Origin of the sequence: Polynucleobacter sp. MWH-UH23A, from assembly GCF_040409805.1 — a bacterium.
Classification (GTDB): domain Bacteria; phylum Pseudomonadota; class Gammaproteobacteria; order Burkholderiales; family Burkholderiaceae; genus Polynucleobacter.
In genome coordinates, this window is the sequence record NZ_CP099572.1 from 1,161,920 (window position 1) to 1,188,168 (window position 26,249).

Below are 26,249 nucleotides of genomic sequence, written 5' to 3' on the forward strand. Positions count from 1 at the left end.
TATTCTCTAAATCTTCAAATGAATTAATGAAATCAAGGGAGAATATGAAAGCAATTACGCCAGAAATGGAATATCTAAGCACTAGACAAAGCGCCAAAGTTTTACAAGTTTCTCTGGGAACAGTGCAAAAAATGGTGGAATTAGGTGAATTAATCGCCTGGAAAACCCGTGGCGGACATCGACGCATTTTGGCAAGCTCCTTAGAGCAGCAATTACAAAGGCGTAAACGGGCTATGCGCCAAAAAAGTACCCAAAATTGTGTTGCCATGGGAATCTTTCGCCGCAGCGAAAATAGCATAGCGCTTTTAGAGGCTATTGGCGATTGGCAACTCAAAGTAGAAATGGAGGTTGCGGTAGATAGTCTAGAAGGCCTAATGAAGGCAGTATCAATTGCCCCCGATCTCATCTATTTAGATGCACTAATTCCGCCTGTAGAGCAGGTACATCTGATTCATTATTTGAGCAAAAACAAAGACACACAGCGTATTCCTATACTAGTAGATGAAGGTTTTATTAAACTTCATCCAGGAGTCGTTACCCTAGCGGATGAAAACGCTGGAACTAGATCGAGCATCCCAGAGGCACTCAAAGAGGAGCTGGAGAATGGCTTAATCGAACTCAATCCATTGATTATTGGCTACCCAGCCACTGACCCGGAAATGGATGCGGCACTTAACCCCGATAACCGGCATGAACTACTCGAGCCCCTGTTTTTAGAAGCACTATCGAGAAAGTGCTTTTAAGGGAAGCAACAAAAAGGCCACATTTGTGGCCTTTTTTAATAACTCAATTAAATCAAATAGTTATATAAGGTAATTACTGCGATCTCTACCCTCGATCCACTTAGGAGCCTTGCCACGACCAGTCCAGGTTTCGCCGGTCGATGGATTGCGATACTTTGGTGCTACCTTGCCGCCTGCACTTTTGCCGCCTGCTTTACGACTAAATAGGTCTGAAGCTGACAAGCCATATTGTTCAATAATGAGCTTAGCTTTTGCAATTCCATCCGCTTTTTCACGGGCAATTGCCTCTTTAATTTGCTTATCTAATTGCTCACGTTGAGCCAATAGTTCTTTGTAGGAAGACATTTATGGGTTTCTCCAGATAATAAGTTATAGAAACACGTATTAATCTTGCAATACAGTATTTTAAGCAAATATTATATATAGAAAAAATATTATGGGTAAATATTCTGAAAATTGAGTATTAACCTATATTTATCATGGATTTATGTTTATCAAAAATAATCAAATAAGCATAATCATTATAAATAATATTATTAATTAAACCATTAACAGAATAAATTAACGCCTTAAAACAAATGTACCGCTCGCCTTAGCGGTAATCTCCCCTGCCTCGTTAAGAGCCACTGCCTCACAGTAGTTAATCGATTTTCCCGCCTTTAGTAATCTACCCTCGACAGTGATCTTGCCAAGGCTTGGGCGCAAGAAACTGGTTGTCATATCGATGGTGATGGCGCCAAGCTGATGATTTGAAGCCGTTCGAGCTGCAGCCCCCATTGCAAAGTCTAAAAGAGTCATGATGACTCCACCTTGAGCCACATGAAAGCTATTGGTGTGCTCAGGCTTGACTACATAACTAATGCGCACCTTCCCATTTTCTGCAGACTCAGGCACAACGCCTAAATGATCTAAAAAAGGAATATCCAAACCAAAAAAGATGGTTCGTTGAGGTTTTTGAGAATTGGGGTTAGTTGTAGTCATGCTCACTAGATTAACGTAATTAGCTTAATGGTCGGGGCGAGAGGATTTGAACCTCCGACCACTTGCACCCCATGCAAGTACGCTACCAGGCTGCGCTACGCCCCGACGAAAGACGAAATTGTATCAGCTACTACTTGGATAGAATTTGCAAGACCGCAAGTAACTCATCACGCAAACGAAGCTCTCCGCGAGCTTCTTCAAGACGATTTCTGGCACCGGAAATCGTAAAACCCTCTTCATAAAGCAAGGCACGAATTTTACGAATCAATACCACTTCATGGTGTTGATAGTAGCGGCGGTTGCCACGACGTTTTTGAGGACTTAGCTGAGAGAACTCCTGTTCCCAGTAACGCAGGACATGGGAGCGAACACCACACAGATCCGCCACTTCACCAATCGTGAAATAGCGCTTTGCTGGTATAGGGGGAAGTTGAGAGCTCGGTAGTGCCGAGCTAGCATCAAACTCGGTTTTCTCGAGCATGTGACTCCACTACATCTTTGAGCTTTTGACTTGCATGAAATGTCACTACACGTCTAGCAGCGATTGGAATCATTTGACCTGTCTTTGGATTTCGGCCAGGACGAGCCGATTTATTGCGCAACTGGAAATTACCAAAACCGGAAATCTTCACTTCAGTGCCAGACTCAAGCGACTGACCAATTCGATCAAAAAAAGCATCGATCATATCTTTGGCTTCACGCTTATTCAGACCCACTTGATCAAAGAGCGCTTCAGATAGCTCATTTTTTGTTACGGTATCGTTGGAATTAAACTCACTCATCGTCGGATTCTTTTTTTTGAAGTGTCTCTATTTTTATTAAGTATTTCGTAATAGTAAACCTAGCGCAGACGGGCTGCACACTTTTTCTCAACGGCACCTAACAAGGCGCTCATTACAGCATCAATTTGAGCATCTTGTAAAGTTTCGGCGGGATTTAATAGGGTTACTCGGAATGCCAAGCTCTTTTCATCATCTGCCATACTGTTAGAAGCTGCTTTTGGCTTAAATTCATCAAACAACTCAATGGCGCACACAAAATTTTGCTTGCTGTCAGCCATAGCATCTAACAATGATTGAGCAGATACACCCTGCTTCACTACCAATGCTAAATCACGTTGCACTGCGGGAAATTTGCTTAATTCTTGTGGCACGGGCAAACCAAGCTCACGAATTGGATCCAAATCTAACTCAAACAATACTGGAGCTTGAGGCAATTCATAAGCCTGTTGTAGACCTGGATGCAATTCACCAATCCAGCCTATATCAATTCGATTTTTAGGTCCAGCCAAGAAAACCTTTGCGCTACGGCCAGGATGCAATGCGGGATGTTGTGCTGCTTCAGTAACAATACGCAAAGGATCAAGAACTCGCTCTAGATCGCCTTTGACATCGAAGAAATCTACCGCTCTCGTAGCGCTAGCCCACTGCTCCGGTACAAATGCGCCGTAAGCAATACCGCCTACTTTCTGTGGCTGTAGGAAACCAGCAACTTTGCCTGCCGCTTCCTGAACATTGGAATCTCGCTTAAATACTCGTCCTGTTTCAAATAAACGAACACGACCCGCTCCACGATTGAGGTTTGATTTAAGGTTTGATAGTAAACCGCCCCACAAGGTACTGCGCATGACACCATACTGATTGGCGATTGGATTTAGAACCGCAATCACATCCTTATCAGTTGCTCCAGTTAACCGCTGCTCGCTCTCAAGGTCGGTAAATCCAAAATTTACGGCCTCTTGATAGCCTTGCAGCGCTAAACGTTGACGCAGCAAATGAGTGCCACGCTTGGCCTCATCCTTGGCACTCATCTTGAGTGACGCAACTGGCGGTTGATCAGGGATATTTTCAAAGCCGTACAGACGCGCGACTTCTTCAATCAAGTCTTCTTCAATTTCGATATCAAAGCGATAGCTTGGTGGCGTAACAACAAAAGTATCGCCCTCTTGCTTGAACTCAAAACCAAGACGCTTGAATACGTCCGCGACGATTTCATTTGTTAACTGAATACCAATTACTTTCTGGGCTCTGGCCAAGCGCATTTTGACTGACTTTCGCTCAGGCACATTCAAAATCTGATCGTCGACTGGGCCTGCTTGACCGCCACAAACTTCGGTAATTAATGCAGAAAGGTATTCAAGACAATTTACGGTATTTTGAGGGTCAACACCACGCTCAAAACGATGTGCTGCATCCGTGCTGAAATTAAAGCGACGAGCACGACCTTGAATGGCCGACGGGAGCCAGTAAGCCGCCTCTACATAAACATTCTTGGTGTCATCGCTTACCGCGCAATGATTGCCGCCCATAATTCCAGCAAGCGCAACTGGGCCTTTTTGATCGGCCACTACTCCAGCATCCTGAAGTTTTCCAGCTGCATCGGAACCCTGCAAAGTTACTGTCTGCTCATTTAATAACTCAAGTGTCTCACCTGCTTTAGCCCAGCGAACAGTGATATCACCGTCAAGCTTATCAATATCAAATACATGGGTTGGCTGACCCATTTCTAGCATGATGTAGTTTGATAAATCCACCAAAGCAGAAATACTTCTTTGGCCTGCACGAGATAAGCGCTTCACAATCCAATCTGGCGTTTTCGCTTGAGGATTTACACCACGAATGACGCGCCCAGCAAATCGTCCGCAAAGCTCTTTATTTTCAACAGTAACTTTGCGCTTCTCATTGATTGCAGCTGCAGGAGCATTCCATTTGGGAGTACATAATGCAGCCCCCGTAATTGCAGACACCTCCCTAGCAACACCAATTAAAGAAAGGCAGTCTGCTTTGTTAGGAGTTAACTTAATAACAAAGATTTGATCATCTAAGTCGAGGTATTGACGAATATCCTCGCCCACTGGAGCATCGGCAGGCAATTCTAGGATGCCTTCATGGTCATCACCCAAGCCAAGCTCACGGCCTGAACACAACATTCCTTGGCTCTCTACGCCACGAAGCTTGCCCACCTTAATCACAAAAGGCTTGCCACCCGCTTCCGCTGGAGGCAGTTCAGCGCCAACCATGGCACAAGGGATCTTGATACCAGCGCGTGCATTTGGAGCACCACAAACAATTTGTAACTCTTGACCGGTGCCAGCATCGACTTTGCAAACCCGCAAACGATCTGCATCAGGATGTTGCTCGGCAGACAGAATTTGCGCAACAACGACTTTAGTAAATGGAGGTGCAACAGAGTGCTGTTCTTCGACTTCAAGGCCAGCCATCGTCAAGGCATGACCTAAAGCCTCGCTATCAAGCGATGGATTTACATATTGACGAAGCCAAGATTCTGAAAATTGCATAGCGCTTTCTAGTAATGATTTTTATGCAGGGAACTGCGCCAAGAAACGCAGATCATTTTCAAAGAAGAGACGCAAGTCATCGATGCCATAGCGCAACATAGTTAAGCGCTCAAGACCTGATCCGAAGGCAAAGCCAGTGTATCGCTCAGGGTCGATACCCATGTTGCGTAACACATTTGGGTGAACCTGCCCTGCCCCGGAGATTTCTAACCAACGGCCTGCTAACTTGCCAGAGCCAAATGCCATATCGATTTCAGCCGATGGCTCTGTAAATGGGAAATAGGATGGACGGAAACGCACTTGCAACTCATTCGTTTCAAAAAAGGTTCTCAAGAAATCGGTATAGACGCCTTTGAGATCAGCGAATGAAACACTCTCTGCGATCCACAATCCTTCTACTTGATGGAACATTGGAGAGTGAGTTGCATCACTATCAACGCGATATGTTCTTCCAGGCGCAATAACCTTAATAGGAGGCATCGCATCAGCATTAGCGAATTTCTTGACGTGCTCACTGGCATAACGAACCTGAATTGGGCTGGTATGCGTACGTAACAGTAAAGGCTTCCCTAAAGAGTCTTTGCCATCGATATAAAAGGTATCCTGCATTGAACGGGCAGGATGATTTTCTGGGCTATTAAGTGCCGTGAAATTAAACCAGTCAGTTTCAATTTCAGGGCCATCAGCCACATCAAAACCAATGGAACGGAAGATTTCTTCTACTCGTTCCCAAGTACGCATCACCGGATGCAAACTACCAACTGCTTGACCGCGCCCTGGCAAGGACACATCAATCGATTCTGCAGCGAGACGCTGTTGCAATACAGCATCAGCCAATGCTTGGCGACGCTCTTGTAATGCAGCCTCTACTTGAGTTTTGATTTGATTAATTTGGGCGCCAGCACTCTTGCGCTCCTCAGGCGACATTCCACCAAGCGCTTTTAAACGCTCAGTAAGAACACCTGATTTACCGAGATACCTGGCTTTCGCGTCCTCAAGAGCGGCCGAATCGGAAGCTCTTGAGAAATCACATTTGGCATCCTCGACAATTTGGTCGAGAGAAACCATTGCAGCTTAGTTCGCTTAGAAACTAAGAATTAAGCTGCAGCGTTTACTACGGATCTGATCCGAGTAACCAAAGCAGCGAAAGCTGCTTTGTCAGCAATAGCCATATCAGAAAGCACTTTGCGGTCGAGCTCGATCGCAGCTTTCTTCATACCATTCATGAATACGCTATAGGTCATGTCGTGCTCACGCACTGCCGCATTGATACGGGCAATCCACAGAGCGCGGAATACACGTTTCTTATTACGACGATCACGATATGCATATTGACCAGCACGCATAACCGCTTGCTTAGCAATACGGAATACGTTTTTACGACGACCGCGGTAACCTGTTGCGGCATCGGTAATTTTCTTATGACGGGCTCTTGCTGTAACCCCACGTTTGACTCTTGGCATTGAATTCTCCTAATCTAGTCTGAGGTTAAGCGTATGGAAGCATGGAGCGAATTGACTTGATGTCAGATTTCGCAACTTCAGCGGAACCACGCAAATGACGCTTGTTCTTTGTGGTCTTCTTGGTGAGGATGTGGCGTTTGAAAGCCTGACCCCGTTTAATCGATCCGCCTGCGCGAACCGTGAAGCGCTTTTTCGCGCTACTCTTGCTCTTCATCTTGGGCATAAAGCACCCCTCCTTCTACTTGTGCAACATAGGTGGTAACCGACGGTTACTCTTCCTGTACCCAGAAGCACTTCTTAACTGCCAGCGCCTTCGTTATTCACTCAGAACGCCTCCCTACATAAGAACTGGGTCTTATTAATTCCCTAGTTACTTAGCCTTACGAACGGGGGCCAATACCATCACCATTTGACGACCCTCCATCTTTGGAAACTGTTCAACTTGGCCGTACTCTTGTAGGTCCAACTTCAAACGCTCCAACATTCTTGCTCCGATTTCTTGGTGAGCCATTTCACGACCACGAAAACGTAAAGTAATCTTTGTCTTATCGCCATCTTCTAAAAAGCGGATCAGATTGCGTAGCTTCACACCATAGTCACCATCGTCAGTACCAGGGCGGAATTTCACTTCCTTCACCTGAATTACTTTTTGCTTCAGCTTAGCTTCATGCTGACGCTTGGCTTCTTGGTATTTGAATTTGCCAAAGTCCATGATGCGGACTACAGGTGGAACAGCTGTTGGAGCAATTTCAACCAAATCGGTATCTTTCTCTTCTGCTGCAGCCAAGGCTTCACTCAACTTAACTACACCAATGGGTTCCCCATCGATTCCAATCAAACGCACTTCAGGAGCGGTAATTTCCCGATTAATGCGCTGCAATTTTTCAGTAGCGATCTTCTTAATTCCTTTAAAAAACAATAAATACCGTTCTAACCCTAGCTAGGCTCGGGTCCGACTTTCTGGGAAATATCCTGCTGGAGTCGGGCAACGAAGGCATCAATAGGCATTACACCCAAATCCACTCCGCCACGGGCACGAACAGCCACCGAATTACTTTCTGATTCCTTATCTCCTACAACGAGTAAAAATGGGATCTTCTGTAATGCGTGCTCGCGTATTTTATACGTAATTTTCTCGTTCCGCAAATCCGCCTCGACTCTAAACCCTTGTTTTTTCAGGATTTGCTGGACTTGTTGTGCATATGCAGCAGAATTTCCTGAAATATTAAGGACTACAGCCTGAGTCGGGGCGAGCCAAACTGGCATATTTCCAGCATGGTTTTCGATCAAAATACCGATAAAACGCTCTAAAGATCCCACAATAGCCCTATGGAGCATGACCGGAGTCTTACGGCTATTGTCCTCAGCCACATATTCCGCTCCTAAACGGGCCGGCATTGAAAAATCTACCTGAATGGTGCCGCACTGCCAAGTACGCCCAATTGAGTCTTTGAGGTGATATTCGATCTTAGGACCATAAAATGCACCCTCGCCCGGCAACTCTTCCCACTCTTGCCCTGATGCCTTCAACGCCCCACGGAGAGCCTCTTCAGCTTTATCCCAAATAGCATCATCGCCAACACGCTTGTCTGGACGCAAAGCCAGCTTGACCGCAACCTCGGTAAAGCCAAAGTCCTGATAAACAGCGCGTACCGCTTTATCGAAGTCCGCCACCTCAGACTGAATTTGATCCTCAGTGCAGAAAATGTGTCCGTCATCTTGAGTAAAGCCGCGAACACGCATCAAGCCATGCAGTGCGCCTGAGGGTTCATTACGATGACACTGACCAAACTCACCGAAGCGCAAAGGCAGTTCGCGATAACTATGCAAACCAGAGTTATAAATTTGCACATGCCCAGGACAGTTCATCGGCTTTAATGCATAAGCGCGATTTTCCGACTCTGTCGTAAACATATTTTCTTTATAGTTTTCCCAGTGGCCAGACTTTTCCCATAGCGCGCGATCCAAAATTTGTGGGGCCTTCACTTCTTGGTAGCCTTCTTGTTGATACACGCGACGCATGTATTGCTCAACTTCTTGCCAGATTGACCAGCCTTTTGGATGCCAGAAAATTAATCCTGGCGCCTCTTCCTGGAAATGGAATAAATCGAGTTGCTTACCTAAGCGGCGATGATCACGCTTTTCAGATTCTTCGAGCATGTGCAAGTAAGCGTCTTGATCCTCCTTGCGCAACCATGCAGTTCCATAAATACGCTGGAGCATCTCATTCTTGCTATCACCACGCCAGTAAGCACCAGCAAGCTTCATGAGCTTAAATACCTTTAACTTACCAGTGGACGGTACGTGTGGGCCACGGCATAGATCTGTGAACTTGCCTTCCGCGTAAAGCGAAACATCTTCGCCCTGTGGAATGCTGGCAATAATTTCGGCCTTGTAATGCTCGCCCTGATCCTTAAAGAATTTCACTGCTTCATCACGAGGCAAAACACTACGCACTACTGGCTCATCTTTTTTAGCCAGCTCAACCATCTTCTTTTCTAGCGCGACTAAATCATCAGGAGTGAATGGACGGTGATATGAGAAGTCGTAGTAAAAACCATTCTCGACAACAGGACCAATGGTTACCTGCGCTTCTGGAAATAATTCTTTAACAGCATATGCCAACAAGTGCGCAGTAGAGTGACGCACAATGTCTAAAGCTTCTGGGCTCTTGTCAGTGATGATGGCGAGTTGACTATCTTTGTCAATCACAAAACTGGTATCGACCATCTTGCCATCAACGATTCCACCTAAGGCGGCTTTTGCTAGACCACTACCGATGCTTTGCGCCACATCCGCTACGCGAACTGGGGCCTCAAACTCTCGTTTTGATCCATCTGGCAGAGTAACTACTGGCATGACAACTCCATCTTCTTAACTGAACTCCAGTTTCACTTCACAGACCTAAAAAGAAAGCGCGGGAGCTTGTGGGCAACCGCGCATCTTGGGTCATTATTCGTTGGTAGGCTCGATTGGACTCGAACCAACGACCCCCACCATGTCAAGGTGGTGCTCTAACCAGCTGAGCTACGAGCCTATACAGCCCTAGAGTTTATCACCGGCGACGTACTTGCGTGACCCCTTTAAGCTCTTCTAGGCTATTCTGAACCACCCTCAGTACCTCAGAGTCTTTGACCTCCACAGTCAAAAGGATCTGGGCTAAGCCCTTTTTTACGGATTTCCGTAAATCAATCACATGCACACCCTGACGAGTCAGGATTTCGAATAACTCGCGCATGAGCTCAGGTCGATCCAGCCCCGAAACCAGCAAATCAGCAGGAAAGACGCGCTTTTGATCTGTCTTAGCATCTGGATCAACGGCTGCCGCTGTCCAAGCCGTTTGAATCACTCGCTCAGGCGCTCTTTCCAATAAACCCCTGAATGTTTTGCATGAGCGACGATGGATCGAGACCCCTCTTCCTTGCGTAACAAAACCAGCAATAGCATCAGGTGGTACAGGACGACAACATCTTGCCAATTGCGTCAGCAATGAGTCCACTCCCACTACCAATACATCACCGCCTTGACCTGCCTTGCGGCTACTATGGCGCAGAATAATTTCAGGAGTAATTGGTTTTGCTTCTGTTGAAGTCTCTGATTTTGCTTCAATCCCTTTTGAAGCTGGAGGAGCATCCACATCGTCCAATGCGTTAAACCAGGCACGTACACGCTGACGAGCACGTTGCGAGCCAACATAATGCTTATCGGGGCTAATCCAATCACGCGAAGGACCACCATCTTTTACAGCAATGATTTCAATGGTTTGCCCATTCTTGAGAGCAGTCTCCAAGGGCACCATGGCACCGTCTACGCGAGCACCCCGACAACGATGGCCCAGATTTGTATGAACTGCATATGCAAAATCAATTGGTGTTGATCCCTTCTCCAATGAGATTACTTTACCCAATGGCGTTAACACATATATGTGGTTATCAATCTCATGATGCTTAAGCTGATCCCATGCATCCTCTTTCCAAGAAATGAGCTGTCTTGCCCAAGCAATTTGGCGTTCATAAGCAACTTCCGCACTATGAGTTCCAGGTTGATAGGCTTTATTACCCTGACTAGCTTTAGCTTGGTTTGGGGGAGTCGCCATCCCAATGTATGCCCCTTCCTTATAGCGCCAGTGCGCAGCCAAACCATACTCCGCCTGTTGATGCATATCATGAGTACGTAGTTGAATCTCAAATGCGGTGCCATCTTCATTCATTACTACGGTATGAAGCGATTGATATCCATTTGGTTTTGGTCTAGCGATGTAATCATCAAACTCTCGTGGCACTGGCTGCCAAATGTTGTGCACAATTCCCAAAACAGCGTAGCAAGTTTTTATATCATCAACCAACACCCGAAAAGCACGGACGTCATATAAATTTGCAAAGTCCAATGACTTGCCTTGCATTTTTTTCCAAATACTATAGATGTGTTTTGGTCTACCAAATACCTCGCCTGAAATTTGTGCTGCTTTTAATTCTTCTTGAAGTTGCTGGACAATCTTCTCAATAAATACTTGGCGTTCTATACGCTTGGCATCAAGCATCTTGGCGATATCGCGATAGATTTCAGGAGAAAGTGCTCTGAAGGCAAGATCCTCCATCTCCCATTTCATCTGCCATATACCTAGACGATTGGCTAATGACGCATCAATATCTAAGATCTCTTGAGCCCATGGCGCTGGCACCGAAATTTTTTCTTGAGTAATCCAACGCAATGTCTGAAGACGTGAGGCAAGATAAATCAATACCACCCGAAGATCATCGCCAAATGCTAATAGCATCTTGCGCAACATCTCTTCTTGCCCTGAGACGCTAAGACCACCATCATCACGAACTAGCTTTGCTTGAGCCTGTCGGAGCCCACGATAGCCAATCAATAGCTTGGCAGACTCCTCACCAATTAATTTAACCAGCGCCTCTTTATTGTATGTGCGCGCAATATTACTAGCGGCAAGCAAAGTGGCTTCATCTAGATTAAGCCCTTGCAAAATTTGTGAGACCCCCAAAGCATGGGTTTCAGAAGGCTCACCGTACCATGCATCTACGAAAATGGTGGGTTTACTGGGGGAATTTGCCATAGGCAAAATTAATTAATGAAATTAACTGAAGAATTCTTTTGCCAGCGCTATTTGCTCAGGCTTAACAAATGCTGGGGCATGACCCACATTCGGAATCTCAATACTGCGAGCATATGGATTAACCTTACACATTTCAGCGACTGTCGCCGCTGAAAGTAAGTCAGAATCAGCGCCGCGCACGATCAACATCGGAATGTGTATTTGCTTGAATGCATGCCACATCGCGACTTCACCTGCTTTAGCCATAATGGGATTAACGGAGGCAAAAGGAACGGCGATACTAGGGTCGTAATGCATTACCCACATTCCATCACGTTGCACTAACATCGGCCCGTTATACACTTCCCACTCCTCAGGGGTATGTTCACCAAAAGTAGCGCAGATTTGATTTAAGCGGTTTAATGCATCGGCACGATTGGCAAATGCAAAAGGTTGGCCAACGTAAGAACCTAAGCGCTTAATCGCGTCTGGTTCAATTCTGGGACCTACATCATTGATCAACATTCTGCGTATAGGTGAATTTGGCATTGCCGCATACACCATACCAATCAAGCCACCCATCGAAGTACCTAGCCAATCGACTTGTGCTACCCCAAGTTGCTTTACCAGTTGCGCAATATCCGCAACATACTGGGGAACAGCATATTGCATTGGGTTGCTTAAGCGATCAGAGTCGCCACGACCTACTACATCTGGACAGACTACGTAATAGTCTTTACACATTGCTTGAGCGAGAGTCTTAAAATCACTACCACGACGCGTTAAGCCATGCACACATAAGAGAACTTTAGAATTTCTGGGGTCACCCCAGGCGTGGTATGCCATGCGATGCGTGGATTCACCGCTGGTACATTGCACATAGAAAGTGTCGCCCGCATGAATTACATCGGCTTGCTGATGAAAATGGTGTGCATCACCATCCTCAACACAATCAATCACCGCATGCACTTCTTCTGGTTGCAGAGTGACGTGATCGATCCCGTGCTTATCTAGCAGCATCTGATTTATTCTGGTCATGATTTCTGGCCACTCTTTTATATCAGCAATTTCGATATGACCAATCAGCGCTGGAAAACTAGGCGTCATCTCCCAAACATGCAAATCATGGACCGCAAGAACTCCAGGCACGCTCTTTAAATCTTTCCCCACTTGCAAGTAATCAATGTGTAATGGGACACCCTCCATTAAGAAGTGATATGACTCATGCAGGATTGAAATGGTGGACTTGAGGATCAGCAAAGATACCAAAATGGATAGGATCGCATCGATTGGCATCCAGCCAGTCAGTTGAATCACCACGCCAGCCACTAATGCTGCAATCGAGCCTAATAAGTCACCCATGACATGGATTAGTGCTGCGCGTGTATTAACACTTTTCTTATCTCGTGATAGAACCCAAGCTACCACGATGTTCATTAGCAGACCAATCGCAGCAACCACCGTTACCGTAAGACCATCCACCTTATGCGGATCGTAAAAGCGACTGATAGCCTCAACGACAATCCAAATTACTAAGCCGAGCATCGCAATACTATTAACAAAGGCGGCAAGAGCCTCCGCCCTGCCAAAACCAAATGAATGTTTGGGAGATGGCGGACGACGAGAAATAATTTGTGCCAACAGCGCGAGACCTAATGCAGCTGCATCGGTCACCATATGACCGGCATCTGATATTAAGGCTAGTGAATTTGCAAAATACGCTGCGGCACCTTCAACACCAGAAAAGCCGAGTGTCAGTACTAAGGCAATTAGCAGCAAATTTTGATTAGAGACCTCTTTGCTATGAGAGTGTTTTGCATCACCCTTCTTATGCGCATGCAGAGAAGGATCAACACCAGAATGACTTTGGTGCTTATGCGACCTTGAATGGAAATGATGGGATCCCGACATGGTGAACCCATTATTCCATTAATTGATGACGCTTGTTAGAAACCCGCTGTATCAACAGGGGCACCCGTCTTGGCGATAACCTCTTCCTTAGTAACACCAGGAGCCAACTCGACCAACTTCAGCCCTTTTGGAGTGATATCTAAAACACAGAGATCCGTGATGATCTTGCTGATGACCTTTACACCTGTCAGGGGTAATGTGCACTTAGGCAAAATTTTGAGCTCTTCTGTGCCATCTTTCTTTTTGGCAACGTGCTCCATCAAAACGACCACGTGCTTTACACCGGCAACCAAATCCATTGCACCGCCCATACCCTTCACCATTTTTCCTGGAATCATCCAGTTGGCTAGGTCGCCATGCTCGCTCACTTGCATCGCACCCAAAATAGCAATGTTGATTTTTCCGCCACGAATCATTCCAAAAGAATCGGCAGAAGAAAAGATAGAAGAGCCTGGCAAGGTTGTAACAGTTTGTTTGCCAGCGTTAATCAAATCAGCATCAATAGTCGCTTCAGTTGGGAATGGTCCAATACCCAACAAACCGTTCTCTGACTGAAGCCATACTTCCATATCTTTTGGCACATGATTAGCCACCAATGTAGGCATACCAATACCTAGGTTCACGTAGTAACCGTCTTTTAATTCTTTCGCAGCACGTGCTGCCATCTCATCTCTATTCCAAGGCATATCGATCTCTCTAATTCTTTCTAATAATTAAGAAGCTGAAAGCGTACGTTGCTCAATACGCTTCTCTGGAGTTTTATTAATCACTAAGCGGTGCACATAAATGCCTGGAGTATGAATCTCATCAGGATGCAATTGTCCGTTCTCCACAATCTCCTCTACTTCAGCCACGGTAATCTTGCCCGCCATTGCCACCACCGGATTGAAGTTACGTGCGGTATAGCGATAAACCAAGTTACCAGACTTGTCTGCCTTCCATGCTTTCACTAAAGAAATATCTGAGACGATAGAACGCTCCATGATGTATTTCTCGCCATCGAATTCTTTTTCTTCTTTACCTTCGGCAACTAATGTACCTACGCCCGTTTTTGTGTAAAACGCAGGAATGCCGCAACCTCCAGCGCGTAATTTTTCTGCCAATGTTCCCTGCGGCGTAAATTCCAGCTCTAACTCACCCGCTAAGTATTGACGCTCAAATTCTTTGTTTTCGCCAACATAAGATGCAACCATTTTCTTTACTTGGCGAGAATTCAATAACAAGCCCAAGCCAAAGCCATCGACGCCAGCATTATTTGCAATAGCAGTAAGATTTTGTGCGCCAAGATCCTTCACTGCCTGAATCAATGCTTCAGGAATGCCGCACAAACCAAAACCACCAACGGCAATTTTTTGGCCGTCCTTCAAAATATCCCGCAGGGCATCAACTGCCGATGGGTAAGTTTTATTCATAACTTTTGTCCTAATATTGCCGAAAATGGTAAAAAAGTAATCATAATGCTTTAGGCGCCCAAGCCCAGCCAGTCTTGGCACCAAACTAGTTTTAGGCACTTGGAACTAAACTATCTAAGCTTAAATACCCCATTTTTTAAGAAATCTCGGAGAAATTGCATGAATCCAGCGCAGTTATTAGAACAGTTCGGGCCTCGCGAATCCATGGACTATGACCTTGTGATCGTAGGGGGCGGACCCGCTGGTTTATCAGCTGCAATCCGAGCAAAGCAGCTCGCTAATGAATCCGGAAAAGAAATTAGCGTCTGCGTATTGGAAAAAGGCTCTGAAATTGGTGCGCATATTTTGTCTGGCGCCGTTATGGACCCCAGAGCCTTATCCGAATTATTTCCCAATTGGAAAGAATTAGGTGCCCCACTCCATACTGAAGTTACTCAAGATCAGTTCCTCTTTTTAACAAAAAACAATTCCTATCAAGTACCAAACTGGATGTTGCCGCATTGCTTCCAGAATGAGGGTAACTACATCATCAGCCTTGCAAATGTCACCCGCTGGTTAGGAGAGCAAGCGGAGGCGCTTGGTGTAGAAATTTTCCCAGGCTTTCCTGCTGCAGAAGTTTTATATAACGAACAAGGTGCTGTTGCTGGAGTAATCACTGGTGCAATGGGTTTAGATAAAGAGGGCAACCCAACCGACCAGTTTCAGCTCGGCATGGAATTGCGTGGCAAATACACCTTATTCGCAGAGGGCGCTCGTGGCCACCTAGGTAGGCAATTAATTTCTAAGTTCGCATTGGATAAGGACTCTGATCCACAAAGCTATGGTATTGGAATCAAAGAGCTCTGGGAAGTTGAGCCATCCAAGAGTAAGCCTGGTTTAGTGGTTCATACCGCCGGTTGGCCTTTAGAGAACGACACCTATGGTGGATCATTCCTTTATCACTTAGGGGACAACAAAGTGGCTGTGGGTCTGGTTGTTGGCCTCTCCTACAAGAACCCCTACCTCTCTCCGTTTGAAGAATTCCAAAGATATAAGTTGCATCCGAAGATTCGCGAAACCTTTGAGGGTGGTAAACGCATTGCCTATGGTGCACGCGCATTAACTGCTGGTGGTTTGAATAGCTTGCCTAAGACAGTCTTTCCTGGTGGCGCGCTCATCGGTTGTGATGCAGGCTTCTTAAACGCATCTCGTATTAAAGGTAGTCATGCTGCTATCAAGACAGGCATGCTGGCTGCTGAAGCAGCTATTGCTGCATTGGCTGATAACCGCTCAGCAGATGTGCTTGCAGGCTACCCAACTGCCTTCCAAAATAGCTGGTTACACACCGAACTTAACCAGGCCCGTAACTTCAAAGCTTGGATGTCAAAAGGCCTTTATCTAGGCACGCTAATGGTGGGTCTTGAACAGAAAGTACTGGGTGGCAATATGCCATGGACCGTACATCTTAAGCACGCTGACCATGAGTGCCTTGAGCCAGCTTCACAGCACAAGCCAATTGATTATCCAAAGCCTGATGGCAAGATTAGTTTTGATCGCCTGTCCTCAGTATTTATCTCCAATACCAATCATGCAGAGAGTCAGCCAGTTCACCTCACTCTGAAAGATGCAGCTATTCCGGTAAGCCTTAATCTGAAGACTTACGCTGGGCCGGAGCAGCGATATTGCCCTGCCGGTGTTTATGAATATGTTGAAGCAGATGGTCACCCTAAACTGCAGATCAACTCGCAGAACTGTGTGCACTGCAAAACCTGTGATATCAAAGACCCAAGTCAAAACATTGTTTGGGTAACACCTGAAGGTGGTGGCGGACCAAACTACGGAGCGATGTAATTCATGATGCTATTGCACACCATGTTGCGTGTTGGCGACCTCCAGCGCTCGATTGATTTTTACACCAAAGTATTGGGCATGAATCTCTTGCGCACCACTGAGCGACCAACACAAAAATACTCATTAGCCTTTGTTGGATTCGGTAAAGGCAACGCAGATGGCCAAGCGGAAATTGAGCTGACCTATAACTATGGCGTTGACTCCTATGACTTGGGCAGTGCTTACGGCCATATTGCGATTGGAGTACCTGATGCCTATGCTGCTTGCGAAAAGATTAAAGCGGCTGGCGGTAATGTGACTCGCGAAGCTGGCCCTGTAGCCGGGGGAGATACCATCATCGCCTTTATAACCGATCCAGACGGCTACAAAATCGAACTGATTCAACGATAGTAGTGACAGAGTCTGGGCAATTTCATCTCGAGATACTCACCAAGATATCTGATGTAACGTCACCAGAATGGAATGGCCTACTTTCAGATGATGCAGGCCCTTTCCTAAAACATGAATTTCTGTCCTCACTAGAAGAGACAGCTTGCGTTGGCAACAATACTGGATGGCAAATCGCCCATCTAGTTCTCAGGTGTAATGATGAAATAGTTGGCGCTATTCCCTTGTATTTGAAGCAACACTCATACGGTGAATATGTCTTTGATTGGTCGTGGGCGCAGGCCTATGAGCAGCAAGGTATGAACTATTACCCAAAAGTACTCTGCGCTATTCCATTTACGCCTGTTCAGGGCTCTCGCCTACTATCCAAACCAGGATTTAATAAAGCGTTAATTTATTCGAAACTAATTTCTGGTCTGAAGTCCTTGGTCATAGACAATCAGTTATCTTCAGCACATGTCTTATTCCCCCAGAAGCATGAGGTTGACATACTCAATACACAAGGATTTTTACTAAGAGACTCCGTTCAGTTTCATTGGCATAACCAGGGTTATCAATCCTTTGAACAATTTTTATCATCTCTCACCATGAAGAGGCGGAAAAATATACGTCGCGAACGAGAGTCTGTTGCAAGACAAAACATTTCATTTAGACATATCCCTGGAAGAGTCTCGACCGATCATGATTGGGAATTTTTCTACGCATGTTATGCAAACACCTATTTTGAACATCAATCACAGCCCTATCTCAATGAATCGTTCTTTAAACTTTGGGGTAAACGTCTCCCAGAAAATCTACATTTAATTGTGGCTGAGAGAAATGGTGCTCCAATTGCATCCTCATTACTTGTTGTAGATGCCGTTATGTCGAAGGCATATGGTCGCTATTGGGGTGCGCTTGAGCATATTCCTCTTTTGCATTTTGAAACCGCCTACTACCAAGCAATTGAATATTGCATAGCTGCAGGTATTCAAACCTTTGAGGGTGGCGCACAAGGCGAGCATAAAATGGCGCGCGGCTTTTTGCCTACTACTATTCAATCTGCCCATTTCATTAAAGACCCTAGGTTTGCCAAGGCTGTTGAGCAATTCTTAGGAAGAGAACATCAGGGAATTGAGGCTTATGTGGACGAGCTTGCAGAGCACAGTCCTTTGAAATCGTCTAAAGTACTCAAATGAATTCTGAAAGCAATCTTCCGATCCAACAAGACGGCTCACACTCTCTATCTACTGGAGATGATGAGTCTGACTCACCCTGCATTGGCGTGTGCACTACCCTCTATGATGAGATTTGTCAGGGATGTGGCCGCACCCTCAACGAAGTCAGCAATTGGGTATTTTTTTCTGATGAAGAAAAGGCATCGGTATGGAAACGCATTCGAGCCGATGGAACGGCGATGCGCTTTCAGCGTCAGCTTAAAGAAAATAAGCCCACTTGATGGTGGGCTTATTTTTAACTTAGTTCTATTAACTGCATCAACCCGCCAAGGCTTGACTTCGTAAGTACTCTTCGTAAGTACCAGAGTAGTCCTCAACCGTACCATCCATCTTCACTTCTAAGATCCGGTTAGCTAAAGCCTGAACAAATTCACGGTCATGAGATACAAAGATTAAGGTGCCTTCAAACTTCTCAAGCGCAATCTGTAGACTCTCGATTGATTCCATATCCATGTGGTTGGTTGGCTCATCCATTGCAAGCACGTTATGCTTTTGAAGCATCAACTTGCCCCAGATCATGCGACCCTTCTCGCCACCAGAAAGCACTTTCACATCTTTACCAATGTCATCACCCGAGAACAATAAACGTCCCAAGGTGCCACGCACGACCTGATCATCATCACCAGTATTACGCCAATTACTCATCCATTCCATGAGCGTTTCTTCTTTGGCAAAGAGTTCAGTGTTGTCTTGCGGCATTACACCCACATTTGCATTCTCCGCCCACTTCACATCACCACTATCAGCGGCAATGCCATCAAAGCGTTTACTCAAGATTGTTTTTAATAAAGTAGTTTTACCGGCACCGTTTTGACCAATAATGGCAATCTTTTCACCTGCACGAATGCCTAGTTTCAGATTCTTGAAAATAGTTCTGTCGTACGCCTTAGTGAGCGCATTGCATTCGACGGCCATGTTGTGTAACTTCTTCTCATAGTCAAAACGGATAAATGGGTTTTGACGAGATGAGGGTTTAATTTCAGCGATCTCAATTTTTTCTAGCTGGCGTTGACGAGATGTTGCCTGGCGTGCTTTAGAAGCATTTGCCGAGAATCGACTTACGAAAGCCTGTAATTCAGCAATCTTTTCTTTGGCCTTGGCGTTTGATGCTAACTGCTGCGCTCTTGCTTGGGTAGATGCCAGCATATAAGAGTCATAGTTCCCTGGGTAAACCTTCAAGGTTCCATAGTCCATATCAGCCATATGCGTACACACTTCATTTAGAAAGTGTCGATCATGGGAGATGATGATGATGGTGCTATTAAATTGATTGAGAATTTCTTCCAGCCAATGAATCGAATGAATATCCAAGTTATTTGTTGGCTCATCTAACAACAAGACATCTGGATCTGAGAACAAGGCCTGAGCAAGTAAGACACGCAATTTCCAACCGGGTGCGACATTGCTCATTGGGCCATTGTGTTGCTCAATCGGAATACCAATACCTAATAACAACTCACCCGCTTTTGCTTCAGCTGTGTAGCCGCCGTACTCTGCATACTTACCCTCAAGCTCTGCAGCTCTCATGTAATCTTCATCGCTAGCTTCTGGGTTCGCATAAATAGCATCGCGTTCAGCAGCAGCTCTCCACATCTCTTCGTGACCCATCATCACGACGTCGAGAACACGAACATCTTCGTAGGCAAACTGATCCTGGCGTAATTTACCGAGACGAATGCCTGGGTCTAAACTCACGTTACCACTTGAAGGCTCTAACTCGCCACCAAGAATTTTCATGAAAGTGGATTTACCACAACCGTTGGCGCCAATCAGGCCATAGCGATTGCCACCGCCAAATTTCACGGAAATATTTTCAAATAGAGGCTTTGCCCCAAACTGCATGGTGATATTAGATGCGGACAGCACGGATGTTTCTCTAACTTTCTACGAATCAAGTGGAACGAATGCGCATTGATAATGCGGCCTCATTTGAGGCAAATACCATTATTTTAACGGTTTAAAGCCCCAAAAGGCTAAGGACGTCGACTACCTAGACTTTGACCCGAAATGGCGTGAAATTCGTATGAATATCGTAGTAATCTTCGTTTTCCTTACGTTTAAGGAAATTCACTACCCAATAGGTTAAGGGTGTAGCCAATACCTCCCAGCCTGTTTTTAGAGCATATTGAGCCAAAGCTACCGCAACTACTTCATGAGTTGGCCAAATGCCATAGAAAGCCAGCATATAAAAGAATGAAGAGTCTACTAATTCACCAACTGCTGTTGAACCAATAGTGCGCATCCACAAGTAGCGACCCTGCGTCCAAATTTTCATTTTGGCCAAAACAAAGCTATTCGCAAAACTGCCGCACCAAAATGAAAACATTGAAGCTAATGCGATACGCCAAGAATTCCCAAAAACTGTTTCTAATCCATGCTGATAATTGGCCATGTATTCACCTGGCGCAACAGGCAAGGCAATCACAATCTGCGCCATGATTGCGGCAAACAGTAGCGCTGCAAATCCAGCCCAAACCGCCCTTCGATCATATGCATATCCATACACCTCAGTCAAAATATCGCCGAAGAAATAGGAGATAGGGAAAAATAGGATACCTCCACCAAAAGGCATTTCGCCAAAATATGGCAAGGTCACCACTGCAGCCTTGCCAGCCCCAATAAAGTTAGAGCACAACAAGACAACCACAAAAGCAGCCAAAATCAAGTCGTAGTAGCGGTGGTGACGTCTTAGTGTGTCCATGGCTCTAAAAAATGGATAATAGAGAAAGAATATCCCCTTTCAGCCAACCTCGCTGAGGACCGGATAAATCGCCACCAGCAATTACTAGGATGACTAAAGACGATGAGTAAAGCGAGCTTTAATTGGGAAGATCCCCTTCTACTAGACACACAACTGAGCGAAGACGAGCGCATGATTCGCGATGCTGCAGCCGAGTACGCACAAGGCCGTTTAATGCCGCGTATTTTAGAGGCGTATCGCAATGAAACAACTGACCCCGCCATCTTCCGTGAAATGGGTGAACTAGGCCTGCTAGGTATCACCATTCCAGAACAATACGGCGGGGCTAATCTCAACTATGTCTCTTATGGCTTAATTGCCCGCGAAATCGAGCGAGTTGATTCTGGCTATCGATCCATGATGAGTGTTCAATCTTCTTTGGTCATGGTTCCTATCAATGAATTTGGTAGCGAAGCGCAAAAGCAGAAGTACCTGCCTAAATTAGCTAGCGGCGAATGGATTGGTTGCTTTGGTCTGACTGAACCAAACTATGGCTCTGATGCTGGTGGCATGATCACCAGGGCAAAAAAAGTTCCAGGTGGCTTCTCATTGACTGGCTCCAAAATGTGGATCTCTAATGCTCCGATTGCCGATGTATTTGTGGTGTGGGCCAAAAACGATGAAGGTGTCATTCGGGGCTACATTCTTGAAAAAGGTATGAAGGGTTTAAGCGCTCCGAAGATCAGCGGCAAGATGGGTCTACGTGCCTCCATCACTGGTGAAATCGTGATGGATGAAGTCTTTGTTCCCGCTGAAAATGAGTTCCCTGAAATTACTGGTCTGAAAGGCCCATTCACTTGCCTTAACGCAGCACGCTATGGCATCTCTTGGGGTACCTTAGGTGCCGCCGAATGGTGCTGGCATGCAGCGCGTCAGTACACGATGGATCGCAAGCAATTTGGCAAGCCTTTAGCATCCAATCAGCTAATTCAGAAGAAGTTGGCAGATATGCAAACAGAGATCGCATTGGCTCTACAGGGCTGCTTACGCCTAGGCCGTATGAAAGATGAAGGTATTGCCGCTCCTGAGATTACCTCCATCATGAAACGCAACTCTTGTGGCAAATCACTGGATATAGCACGCATGGCACGTGATATGCATGGTGGTAACGGCATCTCTGATGAATATGGCGTAGTACGTCATATGATGAACCTAGAGGTTGTCAACACCTACGAAGGCACGCATGATATTCATGCCCTCATCTTAGGGCGTGCTCAAACGGGTATTCAGGCTTTTAGTTAAGCTTTAGTTTATTGACGATGGCCTTAGCCGCTTTTGCAAAGGCCTCGTCACTATCATCTTCTAGCTGCACAAACTCATCAATTCTGTATTGGGGAAAGTTGCGCACAATAGAAGATTGATACGATGGATCATAGTGTTTAATCAATAGCTCCTCAACCAAGCCCGGAAACTGTCCGGCATCAATTGCTTCATTCCATTTGGCTATCTGCACTTTTCCATAGTGAGCTGTTAACAGGGCTAACTTAGCTTTAAAGTTATCTGTATCAGTCAAAAAATGATGGTATTCGCGTATCAACCAAGAAACGCGAGTTTGCGGACTTGATCTTAATTCGATGCATGCACCGCTGCGAATCTTCTCCATTAAAGCATCCGGAATATGAAGCCCGCCCACTTTCTTGCTCTCTGACTCAACGAGTACAGGTCTTATGGGGTCTAGGGTTCGAAGGGCATTCCATAGAGCCGTCTCAAACCCCTTTTGAGACGGCTGTTCAATATTAGGCTCGTTACCCAGCACAGATCCTCTATGAATAGCCAACGCTTCAAGATCTAATATTTGAGCACCATACCCACGCGCCTCTTGCAGCACTCGAGTTTTACCACTACCAGTCATGCCGCAAATTACCCGAAATGAAAATTGCTTAGCGGCCTCATCTAAGCTTTCGATCACCGTGCGCCGAAAGCCTTGATACCCATCCTCCAGTTGCATAGCCTTCCAACCAATGCGATTCAGAATATGAGTAAAAGCTCCACTTCGCTCTCCACCACGCCAACAGTAAACCAAAGGGCGCCATGTCCGTGGAAAGTCTTGGAAATGTTTCTCTAAATGATTAGCAATGTTGCGAGAAACTAATGCAGCACCTAACTTTTTAGCGGCAAATGGTGAGTCTTGTTTATATAAAGTGCCAATCTGAGCCCGCTCTTCATTCTCAAGAACTGGGTAGTTGACGGCACCAGGAATATGATCTAATGCGAACTCCGCCGGTGATCGCACGTCAATAATGCAATCAAAGGAATCTAACTCCGCAAGAAATTGATCTCTTCTTAAAATTTGAGGATTGCTTGACTGCATACCGCCTGTTTAGCCAATCTTTTGCAAAATATGATTAGGCCATGGTGCAGATTTATTGGTGGTGAGATCAACCCAAACCATGGTTGCGCCACCTATAGCCACTTCTTCATCAGGCGCGGTAGTTAAGGCCATACTCGTATAGACATCCATACTAGTGCGGCCAATCGCGCCAATTGATGTTTTTAGAATTAAGTCTCCAGGATATGAAAGCTGTTTATAGAAATTACAAAAGCCATTCATCATCAGCATCGATTCTCGGCCTGGTGCAACTTGATAGCCTAGAGAAGTGATCCACTCAACCCGTGCTTGCTCCATGTAGCGGAAGTAAATCGTATTATTGACATGACCATATGCATCCATATCGCCCCACCGAATTGGTGCGACCATTTCGTGAACTAATTTTCGATCTTCAGGAATGACGATACGCATTAGTATGTCGCGTTAATGAATTGTTTACTTTACTTGCAAGGCAAGTTGATAGAGATTCGTTGAGCGCGCACCTGATCGGCAAAATGCCAACACAGGACCAGGCAAAGTTTTTAGCAGGCGAGCCATCTCAATTACTTGGTCTGGAGTAATAGCGCCGGAGACAACTGGCAGATATACATAGTTCAAGCCTAACTTTTCTGCCTCAGCTTGAATATCAGCGTTTTTAGGCTGGTCTGGACCGCCTTCTCCATCAGGGCGATTATTAATAACGCTCTTATAGCCCTGCTTTGCAATTTCAGCTAAATGGGCTGGCTCGATTTGACCTAGAGTACCAAACTGATCGTTGTGGCATGCAATTGGAAGACTCATGACATCCTCTGATTTAAGTATGTTTTTGAAAAATTTCATTGAATACTGAACAGCAATATTTTAGTAATGATGGATCTATTGATTATTTTGGCGCTTGTTTATGTGCGGTAAAAAACCGTTCGCAAACTCGCATACCGACCAGCATCGCCACGACAAATGCTAGAGCCTTTAAATATCCCGCACCCATAGCGACTAATGCAGGACCAGGACAAATACCAGCGATCCCCCAACCGACTCCAAAAATAAAGCTGCCTATTACCAAAGCCTTTGATATGTCGCGTCTTGTTGGAATATGCAAAGCGCCACCAAAAAATGCTTCACTACGCTTTTTAACTACATAGAACCCTGCTAGACCAACCAGGATTGCCCCTAGCATCACAAAAATCAAAGACGGGTCCCACGCACCAGCAAGATCCAAAAAGCCCAACACTTTTTTTGGATTACTCATTCCTGAAATGATTAGCCCAAATCCAAACAACACGCCAATTGCATACTGGCTAAAGAGACTGAAATGTTTTTTCATATCAAGCCCCAAATAAATGGCGAATAAGGAATACAGTCACAAATCCTGCACCCATAAAAGTGAATGTCGCTACCAATGAGCGTGGAGACAGTCTCGATAATCCACAGATGCCATGCCCACTAGTGCAACCGGATCCATACTGTGCACCGAAACCCACAAGTAGTCCCGCCACTAATATGGCATACCAGTCTGTATCGATTTGCACAATTGGACGAATATCGAAAAACAAGGCGGCCCAAAGTGGCGCGGATAATAGGCCAAGCACTATGGCAAAGCGCCACACAACATCACTTGGCTTTGGGTGCAATAGGCCCGAAACAATTCCACTGATACCCAGAATTCTGCCATGGAGCAGTACATAAAGAGCTGCCGCAATACCCAATAACACCCCACCCAATAAAGATGGGATAGGCGTAAAAGAAAGCCAATCAATTTGCATAGAATATCCTTAAAAATTTATGCGCAAGGATTGGGGGCTAAGCGCAATTGAAGATAGCGAACACCCAAGAAACCACCGAAAATGAACCCTGGTAATGCCAATAGAGAACCCAATGCTAAGGTTGATATTCCACTTAAACCCTGACCTACTGTGCAACCCAAGGCAGTAACACCACCAAAGCCCATTAATGCAGCACCTACTAAATGGTTAGCAGTATCTTCCGCATTTCTAAAAGTTTCCCAACGAAAGGTCTTGCTTGAAATTGCAATCACAGCAGAGCCTAAAATCATACCCACTACAGCCACTATGCCAACGGTGAGAACTTTTGACGTATCGCTGTACATCATTAGCCAATCTAATGAATAGGCGTAAGGCGCTACAAAAGACAAACTTTCCATCCGACCAGAATTGGTTACCAAAAATACTTCTTCTAAGGTATTCGGGTCTTCAGCCACATGACCCAAATAACCTGAAACCCACCATACAGCAGTGATGGCTAGACCTACAGAAATACCTGCAAAAAGATTTTCAAAATTACGGAAGGCTTTATCAGCCAAGGCAAACGCAATAAATACCAACCCAATAATAAGCCCGAGTGCCAAATGCAAATTTGCCCTAGCAACACCCAATGGGCCAGAGAGCAAACTTGGTAAATCTTGTGGAGTTGCAAAGCTGACAAATACGAGATCCAAAGTGTTCGTACGAATCACCCCCAAAAAACCACGCAATGTCATGTAAGCCGTTAAGCCCAAAACCATAAAGACTACTATCGACTTTAGATTACCGCCACCTATACGAACTAAGGTTTTACTACCACATCCAGAAGCCAAGACCATTCCAAAACCAAATAGAATGCTCCCCACTGCCGTTGACAACCACAAAAATTTATTGCCCGTATAGATTGATTTAAGCGAATCAATCAATCCAAGATGCGCTAAAAAAGTAAATCCTAAAATGGCTGTGCCAATCGCCAAGAACCATTGCCTTAGACGATTCCAATTAGAAATGATGAAAACATCTGATACTGCACCCATGCTACAGAAGCCCGTTTTTTGCATCACCATACCTAAAATAAAGGTGATCGCAAACGTTGCCCAAAGCACTGTTTTACTTAAAAAGGGGATATCCACAACTTCCATAGAA

28 protein-coding genes and 2 tRNA genes are annotated in these 26,249 nt (G+C 45.5%); 6 read left to right on the top strand and 24 right to left on the bottom strand.

The window, feature by feature from the left end:
- Nucleotides 1-44 precede the first annotated feature (44 nt).
- Nucleotides 45-743, top strand: coding sequence for an excisionase family DNA-binding protein (locus NHB35_RS06095; protein WP_353431497.1), 699 nt, complete (start codon nucleotides 45-47; stop codon nucleotides 741-743).
- Between the two features lie 60 nt (nucleotides 744-803).
- Here the strand turns inward: NHB35_RS06095 and NHB35_RS06100 are convergent, their stop codons facing one another.
- From NHB35_RS06100 to NHB35_RS06175, 16 genes are all read right to left on the bottom strand, one after another.
- Entirely contained in the window at nucleotides 804-1,088 is a 285-nt protein-coding gene (locus NHB35_RS06100) for an H-NS histone family protein (protein ID WP_173955829.1), read from the bottom strand.
- Between the two features lie 216 nt (nucleotides 1,089-1,304).
- Entirely contained in the window at nucleotides 1,305-1,724 is a 420-nt protein-coding gene (locus tag NHB35_RS06105) for a PaaI family thioesterase (protein ID WP_353431498.1), read from the bottom strand.
- Nucleotides 1,725-1,752: 28 nt separating this feature from the next.
- Nucleotides 1,753-1,829, bottom strand: a tRNA-Pro gene (locus tag NHB35_RS06110).
- Nucleotides 1,830-1,854: 25 nt separating this feature from the next.
- A complete protein-coding gene (locus NHB35_RS06115) occupies nucleotides 1,855-2,205 on the bottom strand; it encodes a MerR family transcriptional regulator (protein ID WP_215315409.1) in 351 nt (116 codons plus the stop codon).
- On the bottom strand, nucleotides 2,183-2,506 hold the full coding sequence (locus NHB35_RS06120; protein WP_353431499.1) for an integration host factor subunit alpha: 324 nt from the start codon (nucleotides 2,504-2,506) through the stop codon (nucleotides 2,183-2,185). The genes NHB35_RS06115 and NHB35_RS06120 overlap by 23 nt, the downstream gene beginning before the upstream one ends.
- A gap of 59 nt (nucleotides 2,507-2,565) precedes the next feature.
- Nucleotides 2,566-5,022: a phenylalanine--tRNA ligase subunit beta gene (gene pheT / locus NHB35_RS06125; protein ID WP_353431500.1), complete on the bottom strand. Its 2,457-nt coding sequence runs from the start codon at nucleotides 5,020-5,022 to the stop codon at nucleotides 2,566-2,568.
- A gap of 21 nt (nucleotides 5,023-5,043) precedes the next feature.
- Complete coding sequence (gene pheS / locus NHB35_RS06130; protein WP_353431501.1) at nucleotides 5,044-6,090, bottom strand: phenylalanine--tRNA ligase subunit alpha; 1,047 nt, start codon at nucleotides 6,088-6,090, stop codon at nucleotides 5,044-5,046.
- Between the two features lie 29 nt (nucleotides 6,091-6,119).
- Nucleotides 6,120-6,485, bottom strand: coding sequence for a 50S ribosomal protein L20 (gene rplT / locus NHB35_RS06135; protein WP_353431502.1), 366 nt, complete (start codon nucleotides 6,483-6,485; stop codon nucleotides 6,120-6,122).
- A gap of 25 nt (nucleotides 6,486-6,510) precedes the next feature.
- Nucleotides 6,511-6,708 (bottom strand): 50S ribosomal protein L35, encoded by a 198-nt coding sequence (gene rpmI / locus NHB35_RS06140; RefSeq protein WP_173955835.1) that lies wholly within the window; start codon nucleotides 6,706-6,708, stop codon nucleotides 6,511-6,513.
- A 147-nt stretch (nucleotides 6,709-6,855) separates the two neighbouring features.
- On the bottom strand, nucleotides 6,856-7,404 hold the full coding sequence (gene infC, locus NHB35_RS06145; RefSeq protein WP_353431504.1) for a translation initiation factor IF-3: 549 nt from the start codon (nucleotides 7,402-7,404) through the stop codon (nucleotides 6,856-6,858).
- A 17-nt stretch (nucleotides 7,405-7,421) separates the two neighbouring features.
- Nucleotides 7,422-9,344 carry a threonine--tRNA ligase gene (gene thrS / locus NHB35_RS06150; RefSeq protein WP_353431505.1) on the bottom strand — a complete coding sequence of 641 codons (1,923 nt, stop codon included), beginning with the start codon at nucleotides 9,342-9,344 and terminating at the stop codon, nucleotides 7,422-7,424.
- A gap of 101 nt (nucleotides 9,345-9,445) precedes the next feature.
- Nucleotides 9,446-9,522: transfer RNA gene (locus NHB35_RS06155), tRNA-Val, on the bottom strand.
- An 18-nt stretch (nucleotides 9,523-9,540) separates the two neighbouring features.
- Nucleotides 9,541-11,559, bottom strand: a complete 2,019-nt coding sequence (locus tag NHB35_RS06160; RefSeq protein ID WP_353431506.1) for an HD domain-containing protein — start codon at nucleotides 11,557-11,559, stop codon at nucleotides 9,541-9,543.
- Between the two features lie 21 nt (nucleotides 11,560-11,580).
- On the bottom strand, nucleotides 11,581-13,449 hold the full coding sequence (locus NHB35_RS06165) for an alpha/beta fold hydrolase (RefSeq protein ID WP_353431507.1): 1,869 nt from the start codon (nucleotides 13,447-13,449) through the stop codon (nucleotides 11,581-11,583).
- A 35-nt stretch (nucleotides 13,450-13,484) separates the two neighbouring features.
- The gene (locus tag NHB35_RS06170) at nucleotides 13,485-14,135 is read right to left on the bottom strand and encodes a CoA transferase subunit B (protein ID WP_353431508.1); all 651 of its coding nucleotides are present in this window, start codon (nucleotides 14,133-14,135) and stop codon (nucleotides 13,485-13,487) included.
- 27 nt (nucleotides 14,136-14,162) lie between these two features.
- Entirely contained in the window at nucleotides 14,163-14,861 is a 699-nt protein-coding gene (locus tag NHB35_RS06175) for a CoA transferase subunit A (RefSeq protein ID WP_173955840.1), read from the bottom strand.
- 159 nt (nucleotides 14,862-15,020) lie between these two features.
- Between NHB35_RS06175 and NHB35_RS06180 the strand changes: the two genes are divergently transcribed.
- Genes NHB35_RS06180 through NHB35_RS06195 form a run of 4 tightly spaced genes read left to right on the top strand, consistent with a single transcriptional unit; the run spans nucleotide 15,021 to nucleotide 18,516 of the window.
- Nucleotides 15,021-16,691, top strand: coding sequence for an electron transfer flavoprotein-ubiquinone oxidoreductase (locus NHB35_RS06180; RefSeq protein ID WP_353431509.1), 1,671 nt, complete (start codon nucleotides 15,021-15,023; stop codon nucleotides 16,689-16,691).
- Between the two features lie 3 nt (nucleotides 16,692-16,694).
- Nucleotides 16,695-17,081 (top strand): lactoylglutathione lyase, encoded by a 387-nt coding sequence (gloA, locus tag NHB35_RS06185; RefSeq protein ID WP_353431510.1) that lies wholly within the window; start codon nucleotides 16,695-16,697, stop codon nucleotides 17,079-17,081.
- 2 nt (nucleotides 17,082-17,083) lie between these two features.
- Complete coding sequence (locus NHB35_RS06190; protein WP_353431511.1) at nucleotides 17,084-18,256, top strand: GNAT family N-acetyltransferase; 1,173 nt, start codon at nucleotides 17,084-17,086, stop codon at nucleotides 18,254-18,256.
- Nucleotides 18,253-18,516, top strand: a complete 264-nt coding sequence (locus NHB35_RS06195) for a DUF1289 domain-containing protein (RefSeq protein WP_353431512.1) — start codon at nucleotides 18,253-18,255, stop codon at nucleotides 18,514-18,516. Before NHB35_RS06190 ends, NHB35_RS06195 begins: the two co-directional genes overlap by 4 nt.
- Nucleotides 18,517-18,553: 37 nt before the next feature.
- Here NHB35_RS06195 and NHB35_RS06200 read toward each other — a convergent pair whose 3' ends face one another.
- Nucleotides 18,554-20,161: an ABC-F family ATPase gene (locus NHB35_RS06200; RefSeq protein WP_353431513.1), complete on the bottom strand. Its 1,608-nt coding sequence runs from the start codon at nucleotides 20,159-20,161 to the stop codon at nucleotides 18,554-18,556.
- A 124-nt stretch (nucleotides 20,162-20,285) separates the two neighbouring features.
- Nucleotides 20,286-20,996, bottom strand: coding sequence for a queuosine precursor transporter (locus NHB35_RS06205; protein WP_353431514.1), 711 nt, complete (start codon nucleotides 20,994-20,996; stop codon nucleotides 20,286-20,288).
- A 102-nt stretch (nucleotides 20,997-21,098) separates the two neighbouring features.
- Between NHB35_RS06205 and NHB35_RS06210 the strand changes: the two genes are divergently transcribed.
- Complete coding sequence (locus tag NHB35_RS06210; RefSeq protein ID WP_353431515.1) at nucleotides 21,099-22,277, top strand: acyl-CoA dehydrogenase; 1,179 nt, start codon at nucleotides 21,099-21,101, stop codon at nucleotides 22,275-22,277.
- Here NHB35_RS06210 and mnmH read toward each other — a convergent pair.
- From mnmH to NHB35_RS06240, 6 genes are all read right to left on the bottom strand, one after another.
- The gene (gene mnmH, locus NHB35_RS06215; protein ID WP_353431516.1) at nucleotides 22,270-23,346 is read right to left on the bottom strand and encodes a tRNA 2-selenouridine(34) synthase MnmH; all 1,077 of its coding nucleotides are present in this window, start codon (nucleotides 23,344-23,346) and stop codon (nucleotides 22,270-22,272) included. The genes NHB35_RS06210 and mnmH overlap by 8 nt on opposite strands.
- A gap of 9 nt (nucleotides 23,347-23,355) precedes the next feature.
- Complete coding sequence (locus NHB35_RS06220) at nucleotides 23,356-23,775, bottom strand: thioesterase family protein (RefSeq protein WP_353431517.1); 420 nt, start codon at nucleotides 23,773-23,775, stop codon at nucleotides 23,356-23,358.
- Between the two features lie 24 nt (nucleotides 23,776-23,799).
- Entirely contained in the window at nucleotides 23,800-24,144 is a 345-nt protein-coding gene (locus NHB35_RS06225) for a TIGR01244 family sulfur transferase (protein ID WP_353431519.1), read from the bottom strand.
- Nucleotides 24,145-24,226: 82 nt separating this feature from the next.
- A complete protein-coding gene (locus NHB35_RS06230) occupies nucleotides 24,227-24,667 on the bottom strand; it encodes a YeeE/YedE family protein (RefSeq protein ID WP_353431520.1) in 441 nt (146 codons plus the stop codon).
- Between the two features lies 1 nt (nucleotide 24,668).
- Nucleotides 24,669-25,106: a YeeE/YedE family protein gene (locus NHB35_RS06235; protein WP_353431521.1), complete on the bottom strand. Its 438-nt coding sequence runs from the start codon at nucleotides 25,104-25,106 to the stop codon at nucleotides 24,669-24,671.
- A 17-nt stretch (nucleotides 25,107-25,123) separates the two neighbouring features.
- Nucleotides 25,124-26,245 carry a YeeE/YedE family protein gene (locus tag NHB35_RS06240; protein WP_353431522.1) on the bottom strand — a complete coding sequence of 374 codons (1,122 nt, stop codon included), beginning with the start codon at nucleotides 26,243-26,245 and terminating at the stop codon, nucleotides 25,124-25,126.
- Between the last annotated feature and the right edge of the window lie 4 nt (nucleotides 26,246-26,249).

Excerpts from the sequence above, each read along its gene's own strand:
- NHB35_RS06095 (WP_353431497.1), top strand. The coding sequence starts at position 45 with ATGAAAGCAATTACGCCAGAAATGGAATATCTAAGCACTAGACAAAGC.
- NHB35_RS06100 (WP_173955829.1), bottom strand. The coding sequence starts at position 1,088 with ATGTCTTCCTACAAAGAACTATTGGCTCAACGTGAGCAATTAGATAAG.
- NHB35_RS06105 (WP_353431498.1), bottom strand. The coding sequence starts at position 1,724 with ATGACTACAACTAACCCCAATTCTCAAAAACCTCAACGAACCATCTTT.
- NHB35_RS06115 (WP_215315409.1), bottom strand. The coding sequence starts at position 2,205 with ATGCTCGAGAAAACCGAGTTTGATGCTAGCTCGGCACTACCGAGCTCT.
- NHB35_RS06120 (WP_353431499.1), bottom strand. The coding sequence starts at position 2,506 with ATGAGTGAGTTTAATTCCAACGATACCGTAACAAAAAATGAGCTATCT.
- pheT (WP_353431500.1), bottom strand. The coding sequence starts at position 5,022 with ATGCAATTTTCAGAATCTTGGCTTCGTCAATATGTAAATCCATCGCTT.
- pheS (WP_353431501.1), bottom strand. The coding sequence starts at position 6,090 with ATGGTTTCTCTCGACCAAATTGTCGAGGATGCCAAATGTGATTTCTCA.
- rplT (WP_353431502.1), bottom strand. The coding sequence starts at position 6,485 with ATGCCAAGAGTCAAACGTGGGGTTACAGCAAGAGCCCGTCATAAGAAA.
- rpmI (WP_173955835.1), bottom strand. The coding sequence starts at position 6,708 with ATGCCCAAGATGAAGAGCAAGAGTAGCGCGAAAAAGCGCTTCACGGTT.
- thrS (WP_353431505.1), bottom strand. The coding sequence starts at position 9,344 with ATGCCAGTAGTTACTCTGCCAGATGGATCAAAACGAGAGTTTGAGGCC.
- NHB35_RS06160 (WP_353431506.1), bottom strand. The coding sequence starts at position 11,559 with ATGGCAAATTCCCCCAGTAAACCCACCATTTTCGTAGATGCATGGTAC.
- NHB35_RS06165 (WP_353431507.1), bottom strand. The coding sequence starts at position 13,449 with ATGTCGGGATCCCATCATTTCCATTCAAGGTCGCATAAGCACCAAAGT.
- NHB35_RS06170 (WP_353431508.1), bottom strand. The coding sequence starts at position 14,135 with ATGCCTTGGAATAGAGATGAGATGGCAGCACGTGCTGCGAAAGAATTA.
- NHB35_RS06175 (WP_173955840.1), bottom strand. The coding sequence starts at position 14,861 with ATGAATAAAACTTACCCATCGGCAGTTGATGCCCTGCGGGATATTTTG.
- NHB35_RS06180 (WP_353431509.1), top strand. The coding sequence starts at position 15,021 with ATGAATCCAGCGCAGTTATTAGAACAGTTCGGGCCTCGCGAATCCATG.
- gloA (WP_353431510.1), top strand. The coding sequence starts at position 16,695 with ATGATGCTATTGCACACCATGTTGCGTGTTGGCGACCTCCAGCGCTCG.
- NHB35_RS06195 (WP_353431512.1), top strand. The coding sequence starts at position 18,253 with ATGAATTCTGAAAGCAATCTTCCGATCCAACAAGACGGCTCACACTCT.
- NHB35_RS06205 (WP_353431514.1), bottom strand. The coding sequence starts at position 20,996 with ATGGACACACTAAGACGTCACCACCGCTACTACGACTTGATTTTGGCT.
- NHB35_RS06210 (WP_353431515.1), top strand. The coding sequence starts at position 21,099 with ATGAGTAAAGCGAGCTTTAATTGGGAAGATCCCCTTCTACTAGACACA.
- mnmH (WP_353431516.1), bottom strand. The coding sequence starts at position 23,346 with ATGCAGTCAAGCAATCCTCAAATTTTAAGAAGAGATCAATTTCTTGCG.
- NHB35_RS06220 (WP_353431517.1), bottom strand. The coding sequence starts at position 23,775 with ATGCGTATCGTCATTCCTGAAGATCGAAAATTAGTTCACGAAATGGTC.
- NHB35_RS06225 (WP_353431519.1), bottom strand. The coding sequence starts at position 24,144 with ATGAGTCTTCCAATTGCATGCCACAACGATCAGTTTGGTACTCTAGGT.
- NHB35_RS06230 (WP_353431520.1), bottom strand. The coding sequence starts at position 24,667 with ATGAAAAAACATTTCAGTCTCTTTAGCCAGTATGCAATTGGCGTGTTG.
- NHB35_RS06235 (WP_353431521.1), bottom strand. The coding sequence starts at position 25,106 with ATGCAAATTGATTGGCTTTCTTTTACGCCTATCCCATCTTTATTGGGT.
- NHB35_RS06240 (WP_353431522.1), bottom strand. The coding sequence starts at position 26,245 with ATGGAAGTTGTGGATATCCCCTTTTTAAGTAAAACAGTGCTTTGGGCA.